Origin of the sequence: Leucobacter sp. HNU, assembly GCF_047946755.1 — a bacterium.
Classification (GTDB): domain Bacteria; phylum Actinomycetota; class Actinomycetes; order Actinomycetales; family Microbacteriaceae; genus Leucobacter.
Genome location: NZ_CP178837.1, coordinates 2874038 through 2896472, shown reverse-complemented (window position 1 = coordinate 2896472; position 22435 = coordinate 2874038). Strand labels below are relative to the sequence as shown.

At 71.5% G+C, this 22435-nt stretch carries 21 protein-coding genes and 1 pseudogene; 14 read left to right on the top strand and 8 right to left on the bottom strand.

Annotated elements, in window-relative coordinates:
- Positions 1-32: 32 nt before the first annotated feature.
- Complete coding sequence (locus tag AB3K78_RS14110; protein WP_416444259.1) at positions 33-2498, bottom strand: heavy metal translocating P-type ATPase; 2466 nt, start codon at positions 2496-2498, stop codon at positions 33-35.
- Positions 2499-2578: 80 nt separating this feature from the next.
- Positions 2579-2812 carry a heavy-metal-associated domain-containing protein gene (locus AB3K78_RS14105; RefSeq protein WP_416444257.1) on the bottom strand — a complete coding sequence of 78 codons (234 nt, stop codon included), beginning with the start codon at positions 2810-2812 and terminating at the stop codon, positions 2579-2581.
- 290 nt (positions 2813-3102) lie between these two features.
- Here AB3K78_RS14105 and AB3K78_RS14100 point away from each other — a divergent pair, with 290 nt between their 5' ends.
- The 7 genes from AB3K78_RS14100 to AB3K78_RS14070 all read left to right on the top strand — a co-directional run bounded on the left by AB3K78_RS14100 (position 3103) and on the right by AB3K78_RS14070 (position 9039).
- Positions 3103-3432 (top strand): PadR family transcriptional regulator, encoded by a 330-nt coding sequence (locus AB3K78_RS14100; protein ID WP_416444255.1) that lies wholly within the window; start codon positions 3103-3105, stop codon positions 3430-3432.
- Between the two features lie 26 nt (positions 3433-3458).
- Positions 3459-4322 carry a pentapeptide repeat-containing protein gene (locus AB3K78_RS14095; RefSeq protein WP_416444253.1) on the top strand — a complete coding sequence of 288 codons (864 nt, stop codon included), beginning with the start codon at positions 3459-3461 and terminating at the stop codon, positions 4320-4322.
- 28 nt (positions 4323-4350) lie between these two features.
- Positions 4351-5157 carry an ABC transporter ATP-binding protein gene (locus tag AB3K78_RS14090; protein ID WP_416444251.1) on the top strand — a complete coding sequence of 269 codons (807 nt, stop codon included), beginning with the start codon at positions 4351-4353 and terminating at the stop codon, positions 5155-5157.
- Positions 5154-5918, top strand: a complete 765-nt coding sequence (locus AB3K78_RS14085) for an ABC transporter permease (protein ID WP_416444249.1) — start codon at positions 5154-5156, stop codon at positions 5916-5918. The genes AB3K78_RS14090 and AB3K78_RS14085 overlap by 4 nt, the downstream gene beginning before the upstream one ends.
- 106 nt (positions 5919-6024) lie before the next feature.
- Complete coding sequence (locus AB3K78_RS14080; RefSeq protein WP_416444247.1) at positions 6025-6552, top strand: glycosyltransferase; 528 nt, start codon at positions 6025-6027, stop codon at positions 6550-6552.
- Positions 6489-7271 (top strand): glycosyltransferase, encoded by a 783-nt coding sequence (locus tag AB3K78_RS14075; RefSeq protein ID WP_416447366.1) that lies wholly within the window; start codon positions 6489-6491, stop codon positions 7269-7271. The genes AB3K78_RS14080 and AB3K78_RS14075 overlap by 64 nt, the downstream gene beginning before the upstream one ends.
- Before the next feature lie 259 nt (positions 7272-7530).
- Entirely contained in the window at positions 7531-9039 is a 1509-nt protein-coding gene (locus AB3K78_RS14070) for a CoA-acylating methylmalonate-semialdehyde dehydrogenase (RefSeq protein ID WP_416444245.1), read from the top strand.
- A gap of 207 nt (positions 9040-9246) precedes the next feature.
- On the opposite strand, the gene AB3K78_RS14065 is transcribed toward AB3K78_RS14070, so the two are convergent.
- On the bottom strand, positions 9247-10026 hold the full coding sequence (locus AB3K78_RS14065; protein WP_416444243.1) for a hypothetical protein: 780 nt from the start codon (positions 10024-10026) through the stop codon (positions 9247-9249).
- A 32-nt stretch (positions 10027-10058) separates the two neighbouring features.
- A complete protein-coding gene (locus AB3K78_RS14060; protein WP_416444241.1) occupies positions 10059-10817 on the bottom strand; it encodes a GntR family transcriptional regulator in 759 nt (252 codons plus the stop codon).
- A gap of 172 nt (positions 10818-10989) precedes the next feature.
- On the opposite strand from AB3K78_RS14060, the gene iolC reads away from it, so the two are divergent.
- The 4 genes and pseudogenes from iolC (at position 10990) to iolD (ending at position 15857) form a co-directional block, all read left to right on the top strand.
- Positions 10990-12024 (top strand): 5-dehydro-2-deoxygluconokinase, encoded by a 1035-nt coding sequence (gene iolC, locus AB3K78_RS14055; RefSeq protein ID WP_416444239.1) that lies wholly within the window; start codon positions 10990-10992, stop codon positions 12022-12024.
- A complete protein-coding gene (locus tag AB3K78_RS14050) occupies positions 12021-12962 on the top strand; it encodes a deoxyribose-phosphate aldolase (RefSeq protein WP_416444237.1) in 942 nt (313 codons plus the stop codon). The genes iolC and AB3K78_RS14050 overlap by 4 nt, the downstream gene beginning before the upstream one ends.
- On the top strand, positions 12959-13936 hold the full coding sequence (gene iolB, locus AB3K78_RS14045; RefSeq protein WP_416444235.1) for a 5-deoxy-glucuronate isomerase: 978 nt from the start codon (positions 12959-12961) through the stop codon (positions 13934-13936). Before AB3K78_RS14050 ends, iolB begins: the two co-directional genes overlap by 4 nt.
- Positions 13937-13947: 11 nt before the next feature.
- Positions 13948-15857 (top strand): annotated as a pseudogene (iolD, locus tag AB3K78_RS14040) (3D-(3,5/4)-trihydroxycyclohexane-1,2-dione acylhydrolase (decyclizing)).
- Between the two features lie 31 nt (positions 15858-15888).
- On the opposite strand, the gene AB3K78_RS14035 reads toward iolD, so the two are convergent.
- From AB3K78_RS14035 to AB3K78_RS14020, 4 genes are all read right to left on the bottom strand, one after another.
- Positions 15889-17670 carry an alpha/beta fold hydrolase gene (locus AB3K78_RS14035; protein ID WP_416444233.1) on the bottom strand — a complete coding sequence of 594 codons (1782 nt, stop codon included), beginning with the start codon at positions 17668-17670 and terminating at the stop codon, positions 15889-15891.
- A complete protein-coding gene (locus tag AB3K78_RS14030; RefSeq protein ID WP_416444231.1) occupies positions 17667-18266 on the bottom strand; it encodes a TetR/AcrR family transcriptional regulator in 600 nt (199 codons plus the stop codon). The genes AB3K78_RS14035 and AB3K78_RS14030 overlap by 4 nt, the downstream gene beginning before the upstream one ends.
- Before the next feature lie 82 nt (positions 18267-18348).
- On the bottom strand, positions 18349-18768 hold the full coding sequence (locus AB3K78_RS14025; protein ID WP_416444229.1) for a type II toxin-antitoxin system VapC family toxin: 420 nt from the start codon (positions 18766-18768) through the stop codon (positions 18349-18351).
- Positions 18769-18770: 2 nt separating this feature from the next.
- On the bottom strand, positions 18771-19097 hold the full coding sequence (locus AB3K78_RS14020) for a type II toxin-antitoxin system Phd/YefM family antitoxin (protein ID WP_416444227.1): 327 nt from the start codon (positions 19095-19097) through the stop codon (positions 18771-18773).
- Positions 19098-19241: 144 nt separating this feature from the next.
- Here AB3K78_RS14020 and AB3K78_RS14015 point away from each other — a divergent pair, with 144 nt between their 5' ends.
- The 3 genes from AB3K78_RS14015 to AB3K78_RS14005 all read left to right on the top strand — a co-directional run bounded on the left by AB3K78_RS14015 (position 19242) and on the right by AB3K78_RS14005 (position 22380).
- Complete coding sequence (locus tag AB3K78_RS14015) at positions 19242-20162, top strand: sugar phosphate isomerase/epimerase family protein (RefSeq protein WP_416444225.1); 921 nt, start codon at positions 19242-19244, stop codon at positions 20160-20162.
- Between the two features lie 46 nt (positions 20163-20208).
- Positions 20209-21219, top strand: coding sequence for a Gfo/Idh/MocA family oxidoreductase (locus tag AB3K78_RS14010; RefSeq protein ID WP_416444223.1), 1011 nt, complete (start codon positions 20209-20211; stop codon positions 21217-21219).
- Between the two features lie 165 nt (positions 21220-21384).
- Positions 21385-22380, top strand: coding sequence for a substrate-binding domain-containing protein (locus AB3K78_RS14005; RefSeq protein ID WP_416444221.1), 996 nt, complete (start codon positions 21385-21387; stop codon positions 22378-22380).
- Positions 22381-22435 lie beyond the last annotated feature (55 nt).

Genomic DNA, 22435 nt, shown 5'->3' with positions numbered 1-22435 from the left:
CGCCGACGGGGACGGGCGGGTGGCCGGACGGCCTAGCCCTTCGCCACGCTGCGGAACCGGCGCAGCCGCAGGCTGTTGCCGACCACGAAGACGCTCGAGAACGCCATCGCGGCACCGGCGATCATCGGGGTGAGCAGGCCCAGCGCGGCCAGCGGGATCGCGGCCACGTTGTAGGCGAAGGCCCAGAACAGGTTGCCGTATATGGTGCCCAGCGTGCGGCGCGACAGCCGGATCGCGTCCACGGCACCCATGAGGTCGCCGCGCACGAGCGTGATGTCGGCGGCGGCGATCGCCGCGTCGGTGCCCGTGCCCATCGCGAGGCCCAGATCGGCCTGCGCGAGCGCGGCGGCGTCGTTGACGCCGTCGCCGACCATCGCGACCCGCTTGCCTTCGGCCTGCAGCCCGCGCACGACCTCCACCTTGTCGGCCGGCATGACGCCGGCGATGACGCGGTCGATGCCGACCTCGCGAGCCACCTCGCGGGCGACCGTCTCGTGGTCGCCCGTGAGCAGCACGGGTTCGAGCCCGAGCTCGCGCAGCTGGCGGATCGCCTCGGCGCTCGTCGGCTTCACGCGGTCCGAGACCGAGACCACGCCGCGGGCCACGCCGTCCCAGGCGACGAGCACCGCGGTGCGACCCTTCGCCTCCTCGGCAGCCTTCGCTGCCGCGAGTTCCTCGGGGATCGCGACCGCCCAGTCGGCGAGCAGCGCCTCGCGGCCCACCAGCACGGCTCGGCCGTCGACCACGCCGCTCGCGCCCGTGCCCGGGGCGTTCCGGAAGGACTCGACGGCGGGCAGCGAGGGATCCGCCTCGCGGGCGCCCGCGGCGATGGCCTGGGCGATCGGGTGCTCCGAACCCGCCTCGAGCGCTCCGGCGATGCGCAGCAGCTCGGCGCGATCCTCGCCGGCCGCCGGGATCGCCTCGGCGAGCGCCATGCGACCGGTCGTCACCGTACCCGTCTTGTCGAGCACGATCGTGTCGACCTTGCGCGTCGACTCGAGGATCTCGGGCCCCGAGATCAGGATCCCGAGCTGCGCGCCGCGGCCGGTGCCGACCAGCAGCGCGGTCGGCGTCGCGAGACCCAGGGCGCAGGGGCAGGCGATGATCAGCACGGCGACGGCGGCGGTGAAGGCGGCGGCGGGGGAGGCGCCGATGAGCAGCCAGGTGACGAGGGTGCCGATGGCGATCAGGATCACGATCGGCACGAAGACGCCCGAGATGCGGTCGGCGAGCCGCTGCGCGGCCGCCTTGCCCGACTGCGCGTCCTCCACGAGACGCGCCATCTGCGCGAGCTGCGTGTCGGATCCGACGCGCGTCGCGCGGACCACGAGGCGCCCGCTCGCGTTGACCGTGGCCCCGGTGACGGCGTCACCGGGGGCGACCTCGACCGGCACGGACTCGCCCGTCAGCATGGAGGCGTCCACGGCGCTCGCGCCGGATTCGACGACGCCGTCGGTCGCGATCTTCTCGCCCGGTCGCACGACGAACCGGTCGCCCGAGCGCAGATCCTCGATGGGGATCCGAACCTCGGTCTCGCCGCCGTCGCCTGCGCGCAGCACCGTGACCTCCTTGGCCCCGAGCTCCATGAGTGCGCGGAGCGCGGCGCCGGCCTGCTTCTTCGAGCGCTTCTCGAAGTAGCGACCCGCGAGGATGAACATCGTCACGCCCGCTGCGACCTCGAGATAGATGTTGCCCGCGCCGTCGGCGGAGCCGGGCGAGACCGTCAGTTCGAAGCCGTGCGTCATGCCGGGGTGGCCCGCCGTGCCGAAGAACAGCGCGTAGAGCGACCAGAGGAACGCGGCGCCCGTGCCGACCGACACGAGCGTGTCCATCGTGGCGGCGCCGTGCTTGAGGTTGATCCAGGTCGCGCGGTGGAACGGCCAGGCCGCCCAGGTGATCACGGGCGCCGCGAGCACCAGCGAGAGCCACTGCCAGTTGGTGAACTGCAGCGCCGGGATCATCGCCAGGAGGATCACGGGGACCGAGAGGATCACGGATCCGATGAGGCGGTGCTTCAGGTCGCGGAGTTCGGCGTCGTCGGCCTCCTTCGCCCCCTCGGCGAACGAGAGTCCGTGATCGTGCCCCGCCATGTCGCCGCCCGAGTGCCCCGCCATGCCGTGGCCGGAGTGCCCCGCCATGTCGTGGCCGGCGTGCGGATCGCGATGCCCGTCGGGAGCGTGCCCGTCGGCGCCGGAACTGTGCGTCGGTGCGACGGGTGCCGCCTGGGCGGGTGCCGGCCGGGCCGCGGTCTGCCGCACCGAGGCGCGGTAGCCGAGATCCTCGACGGTGCTCACGAACCGCGCGGGATCGGCGAGCAGCTCGGCGGTCGCGGTCGGGTCGGCGTCGGCTGCGGGGCGGATGGTCGCGCGCTCGGTGGCGTAGTTGACGCTCGCTTCGACACCCTCGATCTTGCCGAGCTTCTTCTCGATGCGGTTGGCGCACGATGCGCAGGTCATTCCGCCGATGTCCAGGACCAGCGGGTCCGGTGTGGGGGTCATGCTGCTGCTCGCTTTCTGCTCTGATGCTGTGCCGGGGTCGCGGGGCGTCGACTGCGGTGCCCCGCGATGGTTCGGGCTCGTCAGGCCGCGGTGGCCGAGTATCCGGCCTCGTCGACGGCGGCCAGCACGGCTGCGGCGTCGACGGGGCCCTGCGCGGTGACGGAGAGGCGGCCGGTCTGAGCGCTGACCTCGACGTCCGTGACGCCTGGGATGCCGCTCACCTCGCGCGTGATCGCGCCCTCGCAGTGCCCGCAGGTCATGCCGGTCACGGTGAACTCGGCGCGGTTCGCGGCGGTGTCGGTGGTGGTGCTCATCGGTGTGCTCCTCGGAGTGGGACGGCGCTGGGCCGGAATTCTGGCGACGGGACGGTCTCGGATCCGTGTTTCACGTGGAACCGACCGTGTCGACGCAATACCCAGTGGGGGTATCTGAACGCAACCATACCCCCAAGGGGTATGGCGCGCAACCCGGTCGACGAAGAATTTTCCGCGCCGAGATCGAAGCGGCGTCAGGGATCCGGGCCTGGCGAAGTACCATTGCAAAACGAGTACCTTGACAGGCACAGTACTTGGACGTACATTCTTCATGACCGGAAGGAGAGGCCATGGCAACGAGCACAGTCACCTCGGACCTGCTGCGGGGGCACGCGGACACGATGATCCTGCGTCAGCTCCTCGACGCCGATCGGTACGGCTACGAGATCGTCAAGTTGATCGCCGAGCAGTCCGACGGGCAGTACGAGCTGAAGGAGGCGACCATGTACTCCAGCGTGCGCCGCCTCGAGCACGACGGGGACATCACCTGGTACTGGGGCAACGAGTCGCAGGGCGGCCGTCGCAAGTACTTCCGCATCACCGACCGGGGACGCGGCACCTACGAACAGAACAAGAGCAACTGGGAGCACGCGAAGCGCGTGCTCGACCGGCTGCTGTGAACGAACGAGATCGGAACGGATCACCCATGAGCACCAACGACAAGATCACCGAGCACGTGAACGCCCTCTTCGCCGCCCACGAGGGCGCGAAGAGCATCGACGAGCTGAAGTCGGACCTCCACGCCGACCTCCAGGATCGCTACCGCGAGCTCGTCGCATCGGGTACGAGCGAAGCCGAAGCGCTCGAAGCGACCTTCGACAGCATCGGCGACATCGAGGAGACCGTGAGAGAGATGAGCGACATGACCGTCACCCTGGAGCGCCAGATGGCGACCCGATTCAACGCGAGCGAACTGACCGGCAGCGACTTCGCCGGCGTGACCGTGCGCAAGGGCACCTTCTCGGCCAGCGCCATGAAGGGCTCCGACTTCACCGGGGCCGATCTGGCCGGCAGCACCTTCAAGAGCAGCGACATGGCCGGTGCGAACTTCGATCGGGCGAACCTGACCGATGCGGTGCTCACCACGAGCGACCTCACCGGTGCGAGCTTCGTCGGCGCGATCCTCGTGCGCACCGACTTCAGCACCTCAGCCCTCAAGGACGCCCGGTTCGGCGCCTCCGAGCTCACCGACGTGCGCTTCAAGCGGGCCGACCTGACGAACGTCGAGTTCGACGGCTGCAGCTTCGTCGGGGTCGACTTCGCCTACTCCAACGTGAGCGGCCTCGACTTCGGCGGCGCGCGCCTCACGAGCGTGCGCTTCGATAACGCCGGCCTCGCCGGGGCGTCGTTCGCCGGCGCCACGCTGCGCGACGTCTCATTCCGCGGCTGGAGCCGCAAGTACCGCACCGGCTTCCGCAAGGTCGACTTCACCGGGGCGCGAATGGACAAGCTCACCTACGCCGGGCTCAAGAGCTTCGGCGCCGATCTCACCGGCGTCACGGTGGACTAGACCGGGTGCAGTCGAAAGGAACAGGACCATGACCGCGACCGAACCCGCGATCCGCGTCAGCGGACTGCGCAAATCGTTCACGGAGCAGGAAGTGCTGCGCGGCGTCGACTTCGAGGTCGCCCGCGGCAGCATCTTCGCTCTCCTCGGATCGAACGGCGCCGGTAAGACGACGACCGTGCGGATCCTCAGCACCCTCATGAAGCCGGACGCGGGCACCGCGAACGTCGGCGGATTCGACGTGGTCCGCGACGCGGCCCGCGTGCGCGAGGCGATCAGCCTCACCGGGCAGTTCGCCGCGGTCGACGAGATCCTCTCGGGACGCGAGAACCTCGTCATGATCGCGCGGCTCCGAGGCGTCGACGACCCGACGGGAACCGCCGACCGGCTGCTCGGCCGCTTCGGCCTCGCCGACGCGGCCGGCAAGCGGGCCGGTGCCTACTCGGGCGGCATGCGCCGCCGGCTCGACATCGCGATGAGCCTCATCGGCGATCCGCCGATCATCTTCCTCGACGAGCCCACCACGGGGCTCGATCCGCAGGCCCGCATCGAGGTCTGGCGGACGGTCAAGGCGCTCGCCGATGGCGGCACCACGGTGCTGCTGACCACGCAGTACCTCGACGAGGCCGAGCAGCTCGCCGACCGCATCGCGATCCTGCACGAGGGCACCATCATCCAGAACGGCACGCTCGCCGAGCTGAAGCGGCTGCTGCCGCAGGCGAAGGTCGAGTACGTCGAGAAGCAGCCGACGCTCGAGGAGGTCTTCCTCGCGCTGGTCGGTCCGTCGGCCGCACCCGCGACCGGCACCGAGAAGACCGAGAGGGAGGGATCGAAATGACCGTTCATGCCCTCAGCGACACCCGCGTGCTCACCGGGCGCTCGCTGCGCCACATCCTGCGCAGTCCCGACACGATCATCACCACCGCGGTGACGCCGATCGCGCTCATGCTGCTCTTCGTATTCGTGCTCGGCGGTGCGATCCGCACCGGATCCTCCGAGTCGTACATCAATTACATGCTGCCCGGGATCCTGCTCATCACGATCGCGTCGGGCATCGCCTACACGTCGTACCGACTGTTCCTCGACCTGCAGGGCGGCATCTTCGAACGCTTCCAGTCCATGCCGATCGCCCGGTCGAGCGTGCTCTGGGCGCACGTGCTGACCTCGCTCGTCGCGAACCTCGTCTCGGTGGCGCTCGTCGTCGGCGTCGCCTTCGCGATGGGGTTCCGCACCGGAGCCTCCGTCGGCGCCTGGCTGGCCGTCGTCGGCATCCTGGTGCTGTTCACGCTGTCGCTCACCTGGCTCGCCGTGATCGCGGGCCTGTCGGCGAAGACCGTCGACGGGGCGAGCGCGTTCAGCTATCCGCTGATCTTCCTCCCGTTCATCAGCTCGGCGTTCGTGCCGACCTCGTCGATGCCGGGCCCCGTCGCCTGGTTCGCCGAGAACCAGCCCGTCACCTCGATCGTCGACACGATCCGGGCGCTGTTCGCAGGCCAGCCGGTCGGCGGAAGCATCTGGATCGCGCTCGCCTGGCTGGTCGGGATCCTCATCGTCGCCTACATCGTGGCGAACGTCATCTACCGCAAGAAGATCTCGTAGTGCCCGCGCCCGCCGCCCTCCGCGGGTGAACGCGTCGAACCCTCATCCGGATCGGATGGGGGCTCGACGCGTTCACTGGCGGTTTTCGGCCCGATACCCTCGGATGGTGACCTCACGCCAGCCCGCGCTCCGCATCGCGTTCGTGATGCTGCACACCTCGCCCCTCGACGTTCCCGGCACGAAGGACGCGGGCGGCATGAACGTCGCGGTCCGCGCCCAGGCCGAGGCGCTCGCCGACGCCGGGCACGAGGTCCGGATCCTCACCCGCCGTGCCGATCCGGAGGTGCCCGCCCGGGTCGAGGCGCGCGCCAACCTGACGGTCGTGCACCTCGACGCCGGCCCCGCGCGGCTGCTCGCCAAGGGCGACCACGAGGCCGTGATGGACGACTTCGGCCGCGCGCTCGCCGCCGAACTGGCCGAGCATCCGGCCGATCTGCTGCACGCCGAGCACTGGTTCTCGGGCATCGCCGCCCTCCCCGTCGCGCGAGCGCTCGGGATCCCGATCGTGCAGAGCTACCACTCGATCGCCGCGCCGGCCGCGAGCCCGCTCGGCGACGGCGAGCGAGCCGAATCGCCGGGCCGCGAAGCGGGGAGCAGCGGCTCGCCCGCGAGGCGGATCTGCTGCTCGCCGTGAGCGAGGCCGAGCGCCGCACCATCGAGCGCCGCCTGGGCGGCGATCCCGATCGCATCGCGGTCGTGCCCCTCGGCGTCGACACCGAGCGCTTCCACCCCTGCGAGACCGCCGAGTGCGCCGAGCAGCGCGACTGGATCGAGCGGGGCGGACGTCCCGAGGTGATCGTGGTCGGGCGGCTGCATCCGCTCAAGGGCTTCGATCTCGCCGTCGCCGCGATCTCGCTCATCGCCGCCGAGCGCCGTCCGGTGCTGCGCATCGTCGGCGCTCCGCCGCCCGACGGCGACGACTACGCGCGCGCCCTGCACGCCGCCGTCGTCGACGCCGGCATGGTCTCGACGACCGCGTTCGACGGCGCGCTGCGCCGCACCGAACTCGCCGAGCGGATCCGGCAGGCCGACCTCATGCTCGTGCCCTCGCACACCGAGACGTTCGGCCTCGTGGCGCTCGAGGCCGCCGCGTCGGGGGTCCCCGTGATCGCACGCGAGGTGGGCGGGCTGCGCGAGGCCGTGCGCGACGGCGTGACGGGGGTGCTGCTGCCCGACGGCGCGAGCGCCGAGGCCTGGGCTGCCGAGATCGAGGGGCTGCTGCGGGATCGCGCACGGCTGGAGCGGATGGGCGAGGAGGCCCGCCGATTCGCCCTTGCCCACGGCTGGGATCGCTCGGCCGAGCACCTGCTCGCCGCATACCGAGCCCTGCTCGACCGGACAAACTGTCCCTGACGTCAGCTCGCGCGGATCCCGCTCCTGGTAAGCGATCGGCGCCAGAGTGTTCGGCCACTCCGAAGCCATCGGACACGGTGTCAGGAAGTCGGCGGGAAACTCCGTGAGACCGCCGTGCACCCCCTGCGCGGGCGGGCCGACTGATCTACGCTCGAACTCGTCGGAGCTCGCGGTTCGCCCGCGACCCACGATGCGCCGCGCCGGTCGCGCGACGCACGAACAGCCGCACCCAACGATGCACGCGTAAGGAAGCACAGCGATGACCGAGACCACCGTGATCCCGCACTGGATCGACGGCGCACGCCGCCCCTCGACGAGCGGCCGCACCGCCCCCGTCTACAACCCCGCAACCGGTCAGGTGCAGGCGCAGGTCGCCCTCGCCGACCAGGCCGAGATCGACGAGGCCATCGCCTCGGCGCAGCGCGGCTACGAGATCTGGAGCGAGTACTCCATCGCGAAGCGGCAGACCGTGCTCTTCGCGTTCCGCGAGCTGCTCAACGCGCGCAAGCCCGAGCTGGCGAAGATCATCACCGCCGAGCACGGCAAGGTCGTCTCGGACGCCATGGGCGAGATCCTCCGCGGCCAGGAGGTCGTCGAGCTCGCGACCGGGTTCCCGCACCTCATCAAGGGCGCCTTCTCGGAGAACGCCTCGACCGGCATCGACGTCTACTCGATCAAGCAGCCCCTGGGCGTCGTCGGCATCATCTCCCCCTTCAACTTCCCCGCCATGGTGCCGATGTGGTTCTTCCCCATCGCGATCGCCGCGGGCAACTCGGTCATCGTGAAGCCGAGCGAGAAGGACCCCTCGGCCGCGCTCTGGCTCGCCGAGCTCTGGAAGGAAGCCGGTCTTCCCGACGGCGTCTTCACCGTGCTCAACGGCGACAAGCTCGCGGTCGACGGCCTGCTGAACGCACCGGAGGTGCAGTCGATCTCGTTCGTCGGCTCGACCCCGATCGCACAGTACATCTACGAGACCGCGTCGAAGAACGGCAAGCGCGTGCAGGCGCTCGGCGGCGCCAAGAACCACATGCTCGTGCTGCCCGACGCCGACCTCGATCTCGTCGCCGACCAGGCGATCAACGCGGGCTACGGCGCCGCGGGCGAGCGCTGCATGGCGATCTCGGTCGTGCTCGCGGTCGAGCCCGTCGCCGACGAGCTCATCGCGAAGATCGTCGAGCGCATCGGCAAGCTCAACATCGGCAACGGCGCGTCGAGCCCCGAGCCCGACATGGGCCCGGTCATCACCGACGTGCACCGCGACAAGATCACGGGCTACATCGACATCGCCGAGGCGGACGGCGCGACCATCGTGGTCGACGGCCGCAACTTCTCGGTCGACGGGCACGAGGAGGGCTTCTTCGTCGGCCCCACCCTCATCGACAACATCCCCACCACGTCGCGCGCCTACACCGAGGAGATCTTCGGCCCCGTGCTCGAGGTCGTGCGCGTGAAGTCGTTCGACGAGGGCGTCGAGCTCATCAACTCGGGCCAGTTCGGCAACGGCACCGCGATCTTCACGAACGACGGCGGAGCGGCCCGTCGCTTCCAGCGCGAGATCCAGGTCGGCATGATCGGCATCAACGTGCCGATCCCCGTGCCGGTCGCCTACCACTCCTTCGGCGGCTGGAAGGCCTCGCTGTTCGGCGACGCGAAGGCCTACGGCGTGCACGGCTTCGAGTTCTTCACCCGCGAGAAGGCGATCACCAGCCGCTGGCTCGATCCCGCCACCCACGGCGGCATCAACCTCGGGTTCCCGCAGAACGACTAGTCCTGCGTCCGCCGGCTCCGCGCCGGCGAGCTCCGCGAACGGGCGGGCGGTCATCGGATCGCCCGCCCGTTCGGCCTTTCCCGCGCATGCGTGCCCGCGGGAGTGCGACCGCGGGTGATTCGGTTGCGGCGAACGGGCAGGAGCGGCGCGATCAGCTCGCCATTCGCCGCAACCGACCGACCGACCCTCCGGCCGGAGCGACCGCCGTCACAGGCTCCAGCGCGAGAAGTCCTCGGCGGTGCGGGCGTCGGCGGGGCCGATCCAGATGCGATTGGTGTCGCCGGGAGCCGCGGGGTCGAAGAGCACGGCGACGGTGTCGCCCGTCTTCGGGAGCTCCGGCCGCTTCCACTGGCCGAGCCGCTGCACCCAGCGCTCCGTCCCGGCGTCGTCGACGAATCGCACGACGATCTCGCCGAGGAGGGCGTTCGACTCGGGACTGATGTCGGGGATCGCGGTCGCTTCTCCGGCCGTGATGCGGCCGGAGACGAGGACCTCCGCGAGGGTGCGCCGCCCGGCGCGCTTGCGGATCCGGCTGCCGGCCCCGGAGGCGAGCGAGAGCGCTGCCAGCACGGTGAGGCCTGCGGGCACGAGCCACCAGAGGCCGCCGGGGCGCGATCCCGCGGGCGCGAACCAGCCGGCCCAGCCGATCCAGCCGCCGGTCGCACCGCCGCCGAGCATGAGCGTGAGCGGCCCGACGAGCGGGTAGTCGAGCGGCCGCCCGGTGTACTTTCGGGCGAAGCCGGTGTGGGCGAGGAAGCCGAGGATGAGGGCGGGAAGGCCGATCACCATTCCGAGGCCGGGCCAGGGGAACGGCGCGGCCTCGGTGAACTCGTCCATGGCGCCGAACCCGAGCAGCATGGCCGCGAGCACTCCGGCACCGAGCGCGATCACCGCGCCGCTGATGACGAGCGCGACGGCGTAGCGGGGCGCGCCGAGCTTCGCGGCCTCGCGCCGGCGGCGCTCCGCGACGGGATCGGTGGTGCTCAACGGGGTCCTTCCGCGGACCCGGCCGGCCGCGCCTAGCGCGCGACGACCGTGGTCTCGAACGAGTAGAGATCGGGTCGGTAGCAGTGGTGGCCGGCCTCGATCGCGCGACCCGAGTGGTCGAACGCGACCCGGTCCATGGTGAGCAGCGGGCTGCCCTTCGCGATGTCGAGCAGTTCGGCCTCGTCGCCGTGCGTGCGGCGCGCACCGATCGTCTGGTTGGCGATGCGGATCGCGATGCCGCGGGCGCGCAGGATCTCGTAGAGCCCGCGCTCCGAGAGCTGTTCGGCGGTGAGGTCGGCGAACTCGGGAGGCAGATAGTTGACGAGGACGGCCATGGGGGTGCCGTCGGCGCGACGCAGGCGCCGGATCCGTGTCACCTCGGTGCCGGGCTCCACGCCGAGCTGCGCGGCGATCTCGTCGCTCGCCGGCTCGCGCGCGACCTCGAGCACCTCGGTGGTGGGGGCGTGGCCGGTGCGGCTCAGGTCCTCGTTCAGGCTCGTGAGCTCGACGGGCCGGCTGACGCGACCCTGGACGACCTGGGTGCCGATCCCGCGGCGGCGCACCAGCATGCCCTTGTCGACGAGCTCCTGGATCGCGCGGCGCACGGTGGGGCGCGAGAGCCCGAGCCGCTCGCCGATCGAGATCTCGTTCTCGAGGCGGGCGCCGGCCGGGATGCGGCCCGAACGGATCGCCTGCTCGAGGCGGGAGGACACCTGGAAGTAGAGCGGCACGGGGCCGTTGCGGTCGAGATCGGCGAACAGCTCTTCGGGCCACACCGGTTCTGCGCTCATCTCGCCCTCCTCCCCTCCGCACTTTGTGCGGACAACCAGACGTGAGTCCACCCTACGCCGGTTCAGCCGCGGTTCAGCGCGGGATCGCGGGCGCCGACCGCTGGACGGAGGTCGAGAAAGTGATATTGTTAGGACAAATGATCGGCAATGATGCCCCGAGAGGAGGTCGGCGATGGCTGACCGCGATCCCGACGACGCACTGGTGATGGGCCGCCTCGGCGTCGATGTGTATCCGCTGCAGGACGGCGTCGGCCTCGAGGAGGTCACGAGCTTCGGGAAGTACCTCGGCGGGTCCGCGGCCAACGTGGCCGTGGCCGCAGCACGCTACGGGCACGCGAGCGCCCTCGTCTCGCGGGTCGGCGACGACCCCTTCGGCCGGTACCTCCTCGCAGAGCTCGCCCGCCTCGGCGTGGACCCGCGAGAGGTGCGCGTCGACCCCCGCTACGCGACGCCCGTCACCTTCTGCGAGATCTTCCCGCCGGACGATTTCCCGCTCTACTTCTACCGGGAACCCAAGGCGCCCGACCTCGAGATCGCCCCGCAGGACCTCGACCTGGACGCGATCCGCGCCGCCCGGATCCTCTGGCTCACCGTCACCGGGCTGAGCCAGGAGCCGAGCCGGGCCGCCCACCACGCCGCCCTCGAAGCGCGCAGCGCGGCCCCGGCCGCCACGGCGCAGCACACCGTGCTCGATCTCGACTACCGGCCGATGTTCTGGCCCGACCCCGCCGAGGCGAGCGCCCAGGTGGCGCGGGCCATCGCGCACGCCAGCGTCGCCGTCGGCAACCGCGAGGAGTGCGAGGTCGCCGTCGGCGAGACCGAGCCGCTGCGCGCCGCCGACGCGCTGCTCGAACGCGGCGTGCGCCTCGCCATCGTGAAGCAGGGCCCCAAGGGCGTCCTCGCCAAGACCGCCGACGAGACCGTCGAGGTGCCGCCGCACTTCGTCGAGGTCGTCAACGGGCTCGGATCGGGCGACGCGTTCGGCGGGGCGCTCTGCCACGGCCTGCTCGAGGGCTGGGGGCTCGAACGGATCCTCCGGTACGCGAACGCGGCCGGGGCGATCGTCGCCACCCGTCGCGAGTGCTCCACGGCCATGCCGAGCGCCGCAGAGGTCGAGGCGGTGCTCGCGGGCGGATCGGCGGACGCCGTGCGCGATGCCGAGGTGCGCGACGCCGCTCGGCTCGCAGGGGAAGGCGCGGTCCGATGAATCTGCACCTCAGCGACGCCGACCTGGCACGCCTGCGCGCGACGCGCGCCGAACGACCCGAGGCGATCGGCGAGTACCTCGCCACCCGAGAGCGTCGCGACCTGCTCGCGGGCGACGGACGCCTCTTCATCGTCGCCGCCGACCACCCGGCCCGCGGCGCGCTCGCCGCCGGCGGGGACGCCACCGCGATGGGCAACCGGGGCGAGCTCATCGACCGGCTGGCGCACGCGCTCAGCCGGCCCGGGGTCGACGGGGTGCTCGGCACGCCAGACGTGATCGACGACCTCGCCGCCCTCGGCCTGCTCGACGGCAAGATCGTGGTCGGCTCCATGAACCGCGGCGGCCTGCGCGGCGCCGCCTTCGAAATGGATGACCGCTATACGGCGTACGACGTGCCCGCGATGGTCGCGCAGCGGCTCGACTTCGCGAAGACGCTCATCCGCGTCGACCTCGACGACCCGGGCACCGCTCCGACGCTCGAGGCCACGGCCCGCGCCGTCGACGCGGCGGCCGACGCCCGGCTCCCGATCATGCTCGAGCCCTTCCTCTCGGGCCGCGACGCCGGAACGGGCCGCGTCGTCAACGATCTCAGCCCCGAGGCCGTGATCCTGTCGATCGCGATCGCCGCGGGCCTCGGCCGGTCGAGCGCCTACACCTGGATGAAGCTGCCCGTGGTCGACGAGATGGAGCGGGTGATGGAGGCGACGACCATGCCGACCCTGCTGCTCGGTGGCGAGGGCGGCGGGGATCCCGATGCCGCGTTCGCCGCGTGGGAGCGCGCGCTCGCGCTGCCCGGGGTGCGCGGGCTCACGGTCGGACGCACGCTGCTCTACCCGCAGGACGGCGACGTGACCGCCGCGGTGGACACGGCGGCGCGGCTGGTGCACGGAGATCTGACGGCGACCACGGCACGCACGGCGACGGAGGGAGCGGCATGACCGCGGAGGCGAACGGATCCGGTGAGCGCTGGTTCCACCGGCGGGGCGCGCTCGCCGCGGACGGCTGGGAGACCGTCGTCGACGAACGAACCCCGGGCTGGGCGCACACGGGCCTCCGGGTCGCGCGCCTCGATGCCGGCGAGCGGATCGCGCTGGAGGGCGCGGGCGTCGAACGGCTCATCGTGCCGCTCGCGGGATCCTTCACCGTGACGCACGCCGAGCCGGGGATCGCGGACGGCGCCGGGACCACGACGGAGCTCGCGGGCCGCGCCTCCGTGTTCGACGGCCCCACCGACGTGCTCTACCTCTCGGCCGCGGTCGAATCGGCGTCGGTCGCGGCCGTCGGCGGGCCCGGACGGTTCGCCGTCGCGACCTCGCCCACCGACCGCGTGCTGCCGACCCGTCGCATCGGCGCGGGCGACGTGCCGGTCGAGCTGCGCGGCGGCGGCGCATCGAGCCGCCAGGTGCACAACTTCGGCACCCCGCAGGCCCTCGACGCGTCCCGGTTCATCGTCTGCGAGGTCATCACGCCGGCCGAGAACTGGTCGTCGTACCCGCCGCACAAGCACGACGAGCACGTGCCCGGCCACGAGTCGCGGCTCGAGGAGATCTACTACTTCGAGTCGGCACCGGCGCGCGGTGCGGCCCCAGAGGCGAGCGAGGCGCACGCCTTCGGCATGTTCAGCACCTACTCGTCGCCCGCGGGAGACATCGAGATCGACGCGATGGTGCGCACGGGCGACGTCGCCCTGATCCCCTTCGGATACCACGGCCCCGCCGTCGCGGCACCGGGCTACGACCTCTACTACCTGAACGTCATGGCCGGCCCGGACCCCGAGCGGGTCTGGCTGATCAGCGACGACCCCGCCCACGGCTGGGTGCGCAGCACCTGGGACGGGCTCGGGATCGACGCCCGCCTGCCGTTCGCCCCCGACGCGCAGCTCGCGCCCGACACCGAGGAGACCGCACGATGACCGCGCGACGCATGACCGTCGGCCAGGCCCTGATCGAGTTCCTGGCGAACCAGTGGACCGTCGACCGCGACGCCTCCGGCGCCGAGATCCGGGAGCGCACCGTCCCCGGCGTGTTCGGGATCTTCGGGCACGGCAACGTGGCCGGCGTCGGCCAGGCGCTGCAGCAGCTCAACGCGCAGGATCCGGCGCTGATGCCCTACTACCAGGCCCGCAACGAGCAGGCGATGGTGCACCAGGCCGTCGGCTACGCGCGCATGCACCGCCGGCGCGGCACCTTCGCGGCCGCGGCCTCGGTCGGGCCCGGCGCCACGAACCTGCTCACGGGAGCGGCCCTCGCCACGACCAACCGCCTGCCCGCCCTGCTGCTGCCGAGCGACACCTTCGCGACCCGCGTCGCGGACCCCGTGCTGCAGCAGCTCGAGCAACCCCACGACATCGGACTGACCGTCAACGACGCCTTCCGGCCGCTCTCCCGCTTCTTCGACCGCGTGCAGCGGCCCGAGCAGCTGTTCTCGATCGCCCTCGGCGCGATGCGCGTGCTCACCGACCCGGCCGAGACCGGAGCCGTCACCATCGCACTGCCCGAGGACGTGCAGGCCGAGGCGTTCGACGTGCCCGCCGAGTTCCTGCAGCCGCGCGAGTGGCGGATCCGGCGCCCGCGCCCCGAGCGCGAGGCGCTCGCCGCCGCGGCCCGCGCGATCCGCTCCGCGAAACGGCCGTTCATCGTCGCCGGCGGCGGCGTCATCTACTCGGGAGCCGAGGACGCGCTGCGGGCGCTCGTCGAGGCGACGGGGATCCCGGTCGGCACGACGCAGGCCGGCGGCGGTTCGCTGCCCTGGGATCATCCCCAGTACCTGGGCGGCGTCGGCGCCACGGGCACCACGGCCGCGAACCGGCTCGCCGCCGAGGCCGACCTCGTGATCGGCATCGGCACCCGGTACAGCGACTTCACGACGGCGTCGCGCACGGCGTTCCAGGACCCGGGTGTGCGCTTCGTGAACATCAACGTCGCGGCGTTCGACGCGGTGAAGCACGGATCGCAGCTGCCCGTCGTGGCCGATGCCCGCGAGACGCTGCTCGAACTCGCGCCGCTGCTCGCGGACTGGCGGCTCGGTCCCGACTCGGCCGAGCGCCTCCTGCGCGAGAAGGGGAGTGGGACGGCGTGGTCGACCGCGCGCTGGCGCCCACCGGAGCCGCGCTGCCCGGCCAGTCCGAGATCATCGGAGCGGTGCACGCCGCCAGCGATCCGCGCGACGTCATCGTGCAGGCCGCGGGGTCCCTGCCGGGCGACCTGCACAAGCTGTGGCGGGTGCGGGATCCGCTCGGGTACCACGTCGAGTACGCGTACTCGTGCATGGGCTACGAGATCGCGGGCGGGCTCGGTGCGAAGCGCGGGCTCGAAGCGGACGGCGACGACCGCGACGTGATCGTCATGGTCGGAGACGGTTCGTACCTGATGCTCAGCACCGAGCTCGCGACCGCGGTGGCCGAGGGGATCAAGCTCGTCGTCGTGATCGTGCAGAACCACGGCTACGCCTCGATCGGGCACCTCTCGGAGACGGTCGGCTCGGAGCGCTTCGGCACGAAGTACCGCCGCTACGATCCCGAGGCCCGAAACTTCCAGGGCGACGAGGTGCTGCCGGTCGACCTCGCGATGAACGCGCGCAGCTACGGCGTCGACGTGGTCGAGATCCCGGTCGCACCGGGCGCGGCCGAGGCGCTGCGCGAGGCCGTGGTCGCCGCGAAGGCGTCGCCGCGGTCGACCGTGATCCACGTCAACAGCGATCCGCTCGTCTACGCGCCCGACGGCGAGGGCTGGTGGGACGTGCCGGTGGCCGAGGTCTCGGAGCTCGCGTCCACGCAGCGGGCCCGAGCCGAGTACGAGGACCAGGTGCGGGCGCAACGCCCCCTGCTGGGCTAGCCGGAGTGCCCGGCAGGGGGCGCCGCCCCCGTCAGGCCAGGAGACCGACGAGCGCGTCGCGGTGGGTGAGCTGCGGGTGGTGCCCGGCGCCCGGCACCCCGTGCAGTTCGACGTTCGGCAGCCTCGCGAGCGATTCCGCGAAGCCCGGGTCGAGCGGGTCGTCGCTTCCGGTGACGATGCGGACCGGGCCGCCGAAGCGCGCGAGCGCCTCGCGGAGCTCGGCGCGCCAGCGCTCCGACCCGGCGTGCGCGAGCTGCTCGGCAACGGCCCTGGCGCGACCGCGCGCCAGATCCTGCACGCTGCTCGCGAGCTGCGCGGCGCTCGCCTCCGAGCCGGTGAGGCGACGCGACAGCGTGCTCGCGCTCGTGCGGCGCAGGACGCTGCGCACGATCGGCTGCAGGCGCGTGCCCGCGCCCGCCCGGGGCTGCAGGAAGAACGGCGCGATCAGCGTGAGCGCCCCCACCCGTTCGGGGAAACGATCGGCGGCGATGACCGCCGCGGCCGCGCCGATCGAGTGGCCGACGAGTTCGAGGGGCTCATCGCCCAGGAGCGCCGGCAGCCAGCGTCCCCAATCGCGAATGCCCATGCCGCCGCTCAACCCGAGCCCGGGCAGATCGACCGCTCGCGCTCCGATGCCCGCCGCGACATCGGCCCAGGTGTCGGCGTTGACCGGCAGCCCGGGCAGGATCAGCCGTCGTGCATCGGGCGCGCCCAGCGTGAAGGTCCGCACGCCGCCGGCGTCGACGAACCGCCGGTCGTCGCCCTTCGCGGCTCCGAACCGGTGCGCGGCCATGTAGTCGACCCACCGCTCGAGCGAGGTGTGCACGTCGGGCATGGCCACGCCGTGCCGCGCGGCGAGCGCGACGGCGGGGCCGGTCGGGTAGCGCTCGGAGGACAGGAAGCCGAGGGTCTCGGGATCCGCCCCGGTGATCCCCTGCGGGAGGCGCTTGATCACGCCGACCGGGATCCTCAGCTTCGGGACCTTCGCTCCGAGATGCCTGCCGGCGTACGCGAGCAGCTCGGTGAGCGGCGGGGTCGCATCGTCCAGGACCCAGTACGACTGCCCCGCGGCGTCCGGGTCGATCGCCGCCGCGGCCATGAAGGACGTCATGTAGTCGACGGTGAGCACGGGCACGAACGTCGTGTTCCCCGCGGGCAGCGCGGTCGCCGTGCCCTCCCACATCTGCTCGATCGTGTTCGCGATCCCGATGTGCTGATCGGATTCGCCGGTGACGCTGTCGCCGATCACGGTCGCCGGATTGAGGATGGTCCAGGGGACGCCGCGCTCGGTCGCGCGGGCCTGGAAGATCGCGTCGGACTCCACCTTCGACGCCTCGTAGCCGCCGAGCTCGGCGTAGGTCGCCGCCCGGCGAGCCGCGGACCACGGCACCGCCGCGGGGTCCTGTCCGCCGACACGGTAGCCGGAGATGTGCAGCAGCCGCTGCAACCGGGGGAGTTCGGCGGCGAAGTCGACGAGCTTCTCGACGATGCCGACGTTCGCGCGGCGCGCCTCCTCCGCGGGCATGCCGAAGCGGAAGGAACCGGCGCAGTTGTGGATCTCGGTGATGTGGGCGAGGGCCGCGGGCCCGCCCGCCAGGAGCTCGGGCGTCTCGAAGTCGACGAGCACGACGGAGATGCTCTGCGTCACGCCGCGTTCCTGCAGCCAGCGCACGAGCCGGGTCCCCGAATCCACGCTGCGCACCGCGGCGGTGACGTCCGCCCCCGCGGCGACGAGGGAGCGGATGAGGGTTCGGCCGACGAGGCCGGAGGCCCCGAAGACGAGGGCGTTTCGGGTGGTGCGATCCGCGTTCATCGGGCACCGCCGGTCTGCGCGATGCGCGCCTCGATGAGTTCGGCCACGACGTCGGCGGCCGCGTGCAGCGGCTGGGTGCTCCGGGTCGCGCGGGAGAGGATGACCGCGCCCTCGATCGTCGAGACGACGACGGTCGCCAGCGAGCGGGCCTCCGGCTCGGCGAGCCCGCTGCTCACGAGCAGCCCGGCCGTCGGGGCGATCCACGATTCGAAGGCCGTCGCGCAGGCCTCGCGCAGCCGTTCGCTCTCCGCACCCATCTCCAGGGTGACGACGGACACCGGGCAGCCGAGGCGGAAGTCGCTCTCGCCGACGACGGTCGCGAGGGTCTCGATCGCGGTCCGCGCGGCACCCGCCGCGCTGCCCGCGGCGTCGGCGGCCTCGGCGATCAGTGCCGCGAACTGCGCCTCCGCGAGCTCGACGGCGGCGACCCCGAGGCCCTCCTTGCCGTCGGGGAAGTGGAAGTAGACGGACCCCTTCGGGGCCGCGGCATGTTCGATCACGGCGTTCAGCCCCGTGCCGGCGTAGCCGCTGGTCTGGATCAATTCGAGCATGGATGCGGCGAGCCGCGCTCGGGTCAGGTCTCCCTTGGATGTCATGTGCAGAATAATAGACCGGTCTACATATTTTGCGCAAGTGGTGCCGAGTCCGCTCAGGCGGTGACTGCTGCGGCGAGGTGGATCAGTGGGCGGGTGAGATGAGCCGTTCCCGTCCCGGATGCACGGGCCTGATTCCGCGCACCGCGGCGGCTTCGGCAAGGCGGATGTCGTAGGTGAGGATCGCGTCCAGCGCGTCGCCGAGATTCTGCGCGGCGATCAGATGGAGCGCATCGAGGCTGCGCAGAGGTGCCGGTGGCAGTGTGCCCGCGCGCTCGTAGTCGATCGAGTCCAGGCTGATGATCTCGCAACTGCGGAGCAGGTCATGCGCGTCGACCGACAGCTCGGGGTCGATGCGATGCACGGTGCGCATGAGCTCGACGCGAGCAAGATCCGAGGTGACGAGCACCGCTTCGACCTCCGTGTACCAGTCGACGAGCGCGTCGGACTCGGGCTCTTCGACGATGAGCTTGGCGAGCGCGGACGTATCCGCGTAGACGAGCACGCTCAGATCCGATCCGCGCGGAGGTCGTCGAGGACTTCCGCCGTTGACGGGGGAGCCCCGGCTCCGGTGGCGGGCTCGTGGGCGCTCCGTTCGCCCGCCGCCCGCCGGGCGAGATGCCCGGCCCGCCGGACCAGGTACTCGTCGCGGTCGATCAGCGCCGGTCGGAGCTTGCCGCTGGCGAGAAGCATCTCGCGTTGCGTGCGGCCGATCGGCACGAGGCGTGCGATCGGCCGGCCCCGCTCGGTGACGTCGAGGGACTCGCCGTCGGCCACGCGGTGAACGGTCGCGGAGGCGTTCTGCTGCAGTGCGCGGATTCCGATTTCCTTCATGTGCGGCAGTGTCGCACACGAGGACTCAAGGGTGTCAACCCCGATCGGGCGGGTGCGGATGGCGGGCGCCCCAGAAATGCTCTATTGTCTTATCAAAGCTCCGGGTGTGGCCCGGGCGAGTGGACGGCGCGAGGAGGCGCAGACATGGACGCACGAGTGGCTGGCGCCCCGGTGAGCTTCGGGGTGTTCGAACTCACCCCGGAGGGGGTCGACACCATCGCCCCCGATCAGATGCTCGAGATCCTCGACGAGACCGGCTACGCCGGGATCGACCTCGGTCCCGCGGGCTATCTCGGCGAGGGCGAGCAGCTGATCTCGCGCCTGCGCGCGCACAGCTTCGGTCTCGCCGGCGGCTGGGTGCAGCTCCCCATGAGCGACGACGCCGCGTTCGACGCGGCGCTGCCGGAGCTCGACGCGGCGCTCGCGGTGTTCGCCGACGCGGCCGCGGCGCTCGGCGGACCCGACGCGTTCCGCCCCAAGCCGACGCTCGCCGACTCCGGCTCCGCGGCGCGCCAGGCGCGACCGGGCCTCGCGGTCGACCCGCTCGACGCCGTGGGCTGGGATCGCCTCGCCGCGAATGCCGCGCGCGCCGCCGAGCGGGTGCGCGCCGCGGGCCTCGAGCCCACCTTCCACCACCACGCGGGGACCTTCGTCGAGTCGCCCGACGAGGTCGAGCGGTTCCTCGACCGGGTCGATGTCGGTCTCACCTTCGACACCGGGCACCTGCTGCTCGGTGGCGGAGACCCGGCCGCCGTGGTCGATCGTTGGGCGCCCCGGATCAACCACCTCCATCTGAAGGACGTGGATCGGGCCGAGCTCGCGCGGGTCATCGATGCGGGCGGCGGCATGGTCGAGGTCTGGAGCTCGGGCGCCTTCGCGGCGTTCGGCGGCGGCGATATCGACCTCGCGACCATCATGAACGCCATGGACCGCGCGGGGTACGCCGGGTGGGTGGTCGTCGAGCAGGACGTGCTGCCCGAAGCCGGCATCGATCTCGTGGCCTTCGCCGAGCGGCGCCGGGCCGACCACCGCACCAACCGCGAGGCGCTCCGGCCATGGGCCTGAGCGGACCCGCCCCCGAATCGCATCACGAGCAGAAGGAACCGAAGCAATGACGCAGAACCGAGTGCGCATGGGGCTCATCGGCACGGGCCGCATCGGCCTGGTGCACGCGACGAGCATCTCGGCGCATCCCGAGACCGAGCTCAGCTGGATCGCCGATCCGTTCGTCGACGGCGCGCATGCTCTCGCGGCGCGCTTCGGCGGTCGGGTGACCGACTCGAGCGACGAACTGCTCGACTCGGGCGAGGTCGACGCGATCCTCGTCGCCGCGCCGACGCCGACGCACGTGCCGCTCATCGAGGCGGCCGTTGACCGCGGGATCCCGGTGCTGTGCGAGAAGCCGATCGACCTCGACATCGCCCGCGTGGAGGCGCTGAGGCCGAAGGTGGCGGCCTCGGGGGTGCCGGTGGCGCTCGGCTTCAACCGCCGCTTCGACCCGGCGTTCGCCGAGGTCCGCACCCGGGTGGCGGCCGGCGAGATCGGCCCGCTCGAGCAGCTGACGATCATCAGCCGGGATCCCGCGGCGCCGCCCGCGGCGTACATCGGGGTCTCGGGCGGCATCTTCCGCGATATGACGATCCACGACTTCGACATGGCGCGGTTCTTCCTACCTGACATCGCGGAGGTGCGCGCGACGGGCAGCACCCTGTTCGACGACGGTGCGCGCGAGCACGGCGACTTCGACACGGCGGTCGTGACCCTGAAGTCCTCGTCGGGCGCGATCGTCACGATCATCAACTCGCGGCACAGCGCGGTCGGCTACGACCAGCGGATCGAGGCCTTCGGGCCGCTCGGGTCCCTGCAGGCGAACAATCCGTCGCTCAGTCTGGTGAGCGCGTCGAATGCGTCGGCGGTGGATGCGCGAGCGCCGTACGAGCCGCAGTTCCTGCACCGCTACGCCGTGTCGTACTCCGCGGAGCTCGACGCGTTCCTGCGTCTGATGCGCGGCGAACCGTCCGACAGTCCGACCTTCGACGACGGCCGCGCCGCGCTGCTGCTGGCCGATGCCGCCCAGAGGTCCGCCGAGACCGGTAGCGTCGTTGCGATGCCGTTCAACTGAAGCTTTGCGCGGAGTTTGCAACAATCTGGTCTCAAATGCCCTAATGTCATAACAAATATCCCCGAATCGCTGGATCCTGATCCGGGGATGGAAGATACTGGCGAACAGGGCCGTTCGCGTCCCACCTCGCAAAGCTCAATGAAGAGGAAATGAGGCACCGTCATCATGGTGAAGAAGAAGCTCATCACCGCCGCAGTGGCCACCGCTGCGGCCCTGACCCTGGCACTCGCCGGCTGCTCCGGCACCGGCGCGAAGGGCGGAGGCGGCGGCGGAAGCGCCGCCCCCGACAACAAGAACATCAAGATCTGCGTCTACACGCACGGCGACGGCGGCACCTTCTGGGCCGTCGCGCAGAAGGGCGCCGAAGACGCGGCCAAGACCCTCGGCGTCACCCTCGACTACCAGGGCTCGACCAACGACGCCGCCAAGCAGGCGTCCACCATCGAGGCCGGCGTCAAGGGCGGCTGCAGCGGCATCGCCGCCTCCGCACCGGACCCCGGCGCGATCCAGTCGGCGATGAAGTCGGCGAGCGACGCCAAGATCCCCACCGTGACCATCAACTCCGGGTCCAGCGTCTACAAGCAGCTCGGCGCGTTCACCCACGTCGGCCAGGACGAGATCGTCGCCGGCCGCCAGGCGGGCGAGAAGTTCAACGAGCTCGGCGTCAAGAAGATCCTCTGCCCGATCCAGGAAGCCGCGAACTCCGGCCTCACCGACCGCTGCAAGGGCGCCGCCGAGACCTTCAAGGGCCAGGTGCAGCAGTTCAACGCCGACGGGGCGCTCGCCGACCTGAACGGCGCGCAGGCCAAGATCCTCGCCGCCCTCCAGGCCGACTCCTCGATCGACGCCGTGTTCGCGCTGAACGCCGACGTCGCCACCGGCGCCGTGCTCCCCGCCGTCAAGACCGTCGGCCGCGACATCAAGGTCGGCACCGTCGACCTCTCGGCCGACGCCCTCAAGGCGATCGACGCCGGCACCCTGCAGTTCGGCATCGACCAGCAGCAGTACGCGCAGGGCTACATGGCCGTGCAGCTGCTGTACTTCGCCGTGAAGGACGCGATCGAGATCGGCGGCGGGCTGCCCGTCTACACCGGTCCCGCATTCGTGACCAAGGACAACGTGAAGGCCGTGCAGGAGTCCGTGAAGGAAGGCCTGCGCTAACGCGGACGACGGGGCCGGCGCCCGCCGCCGGCCCCGTCCCTCGCAGGGAGAGACC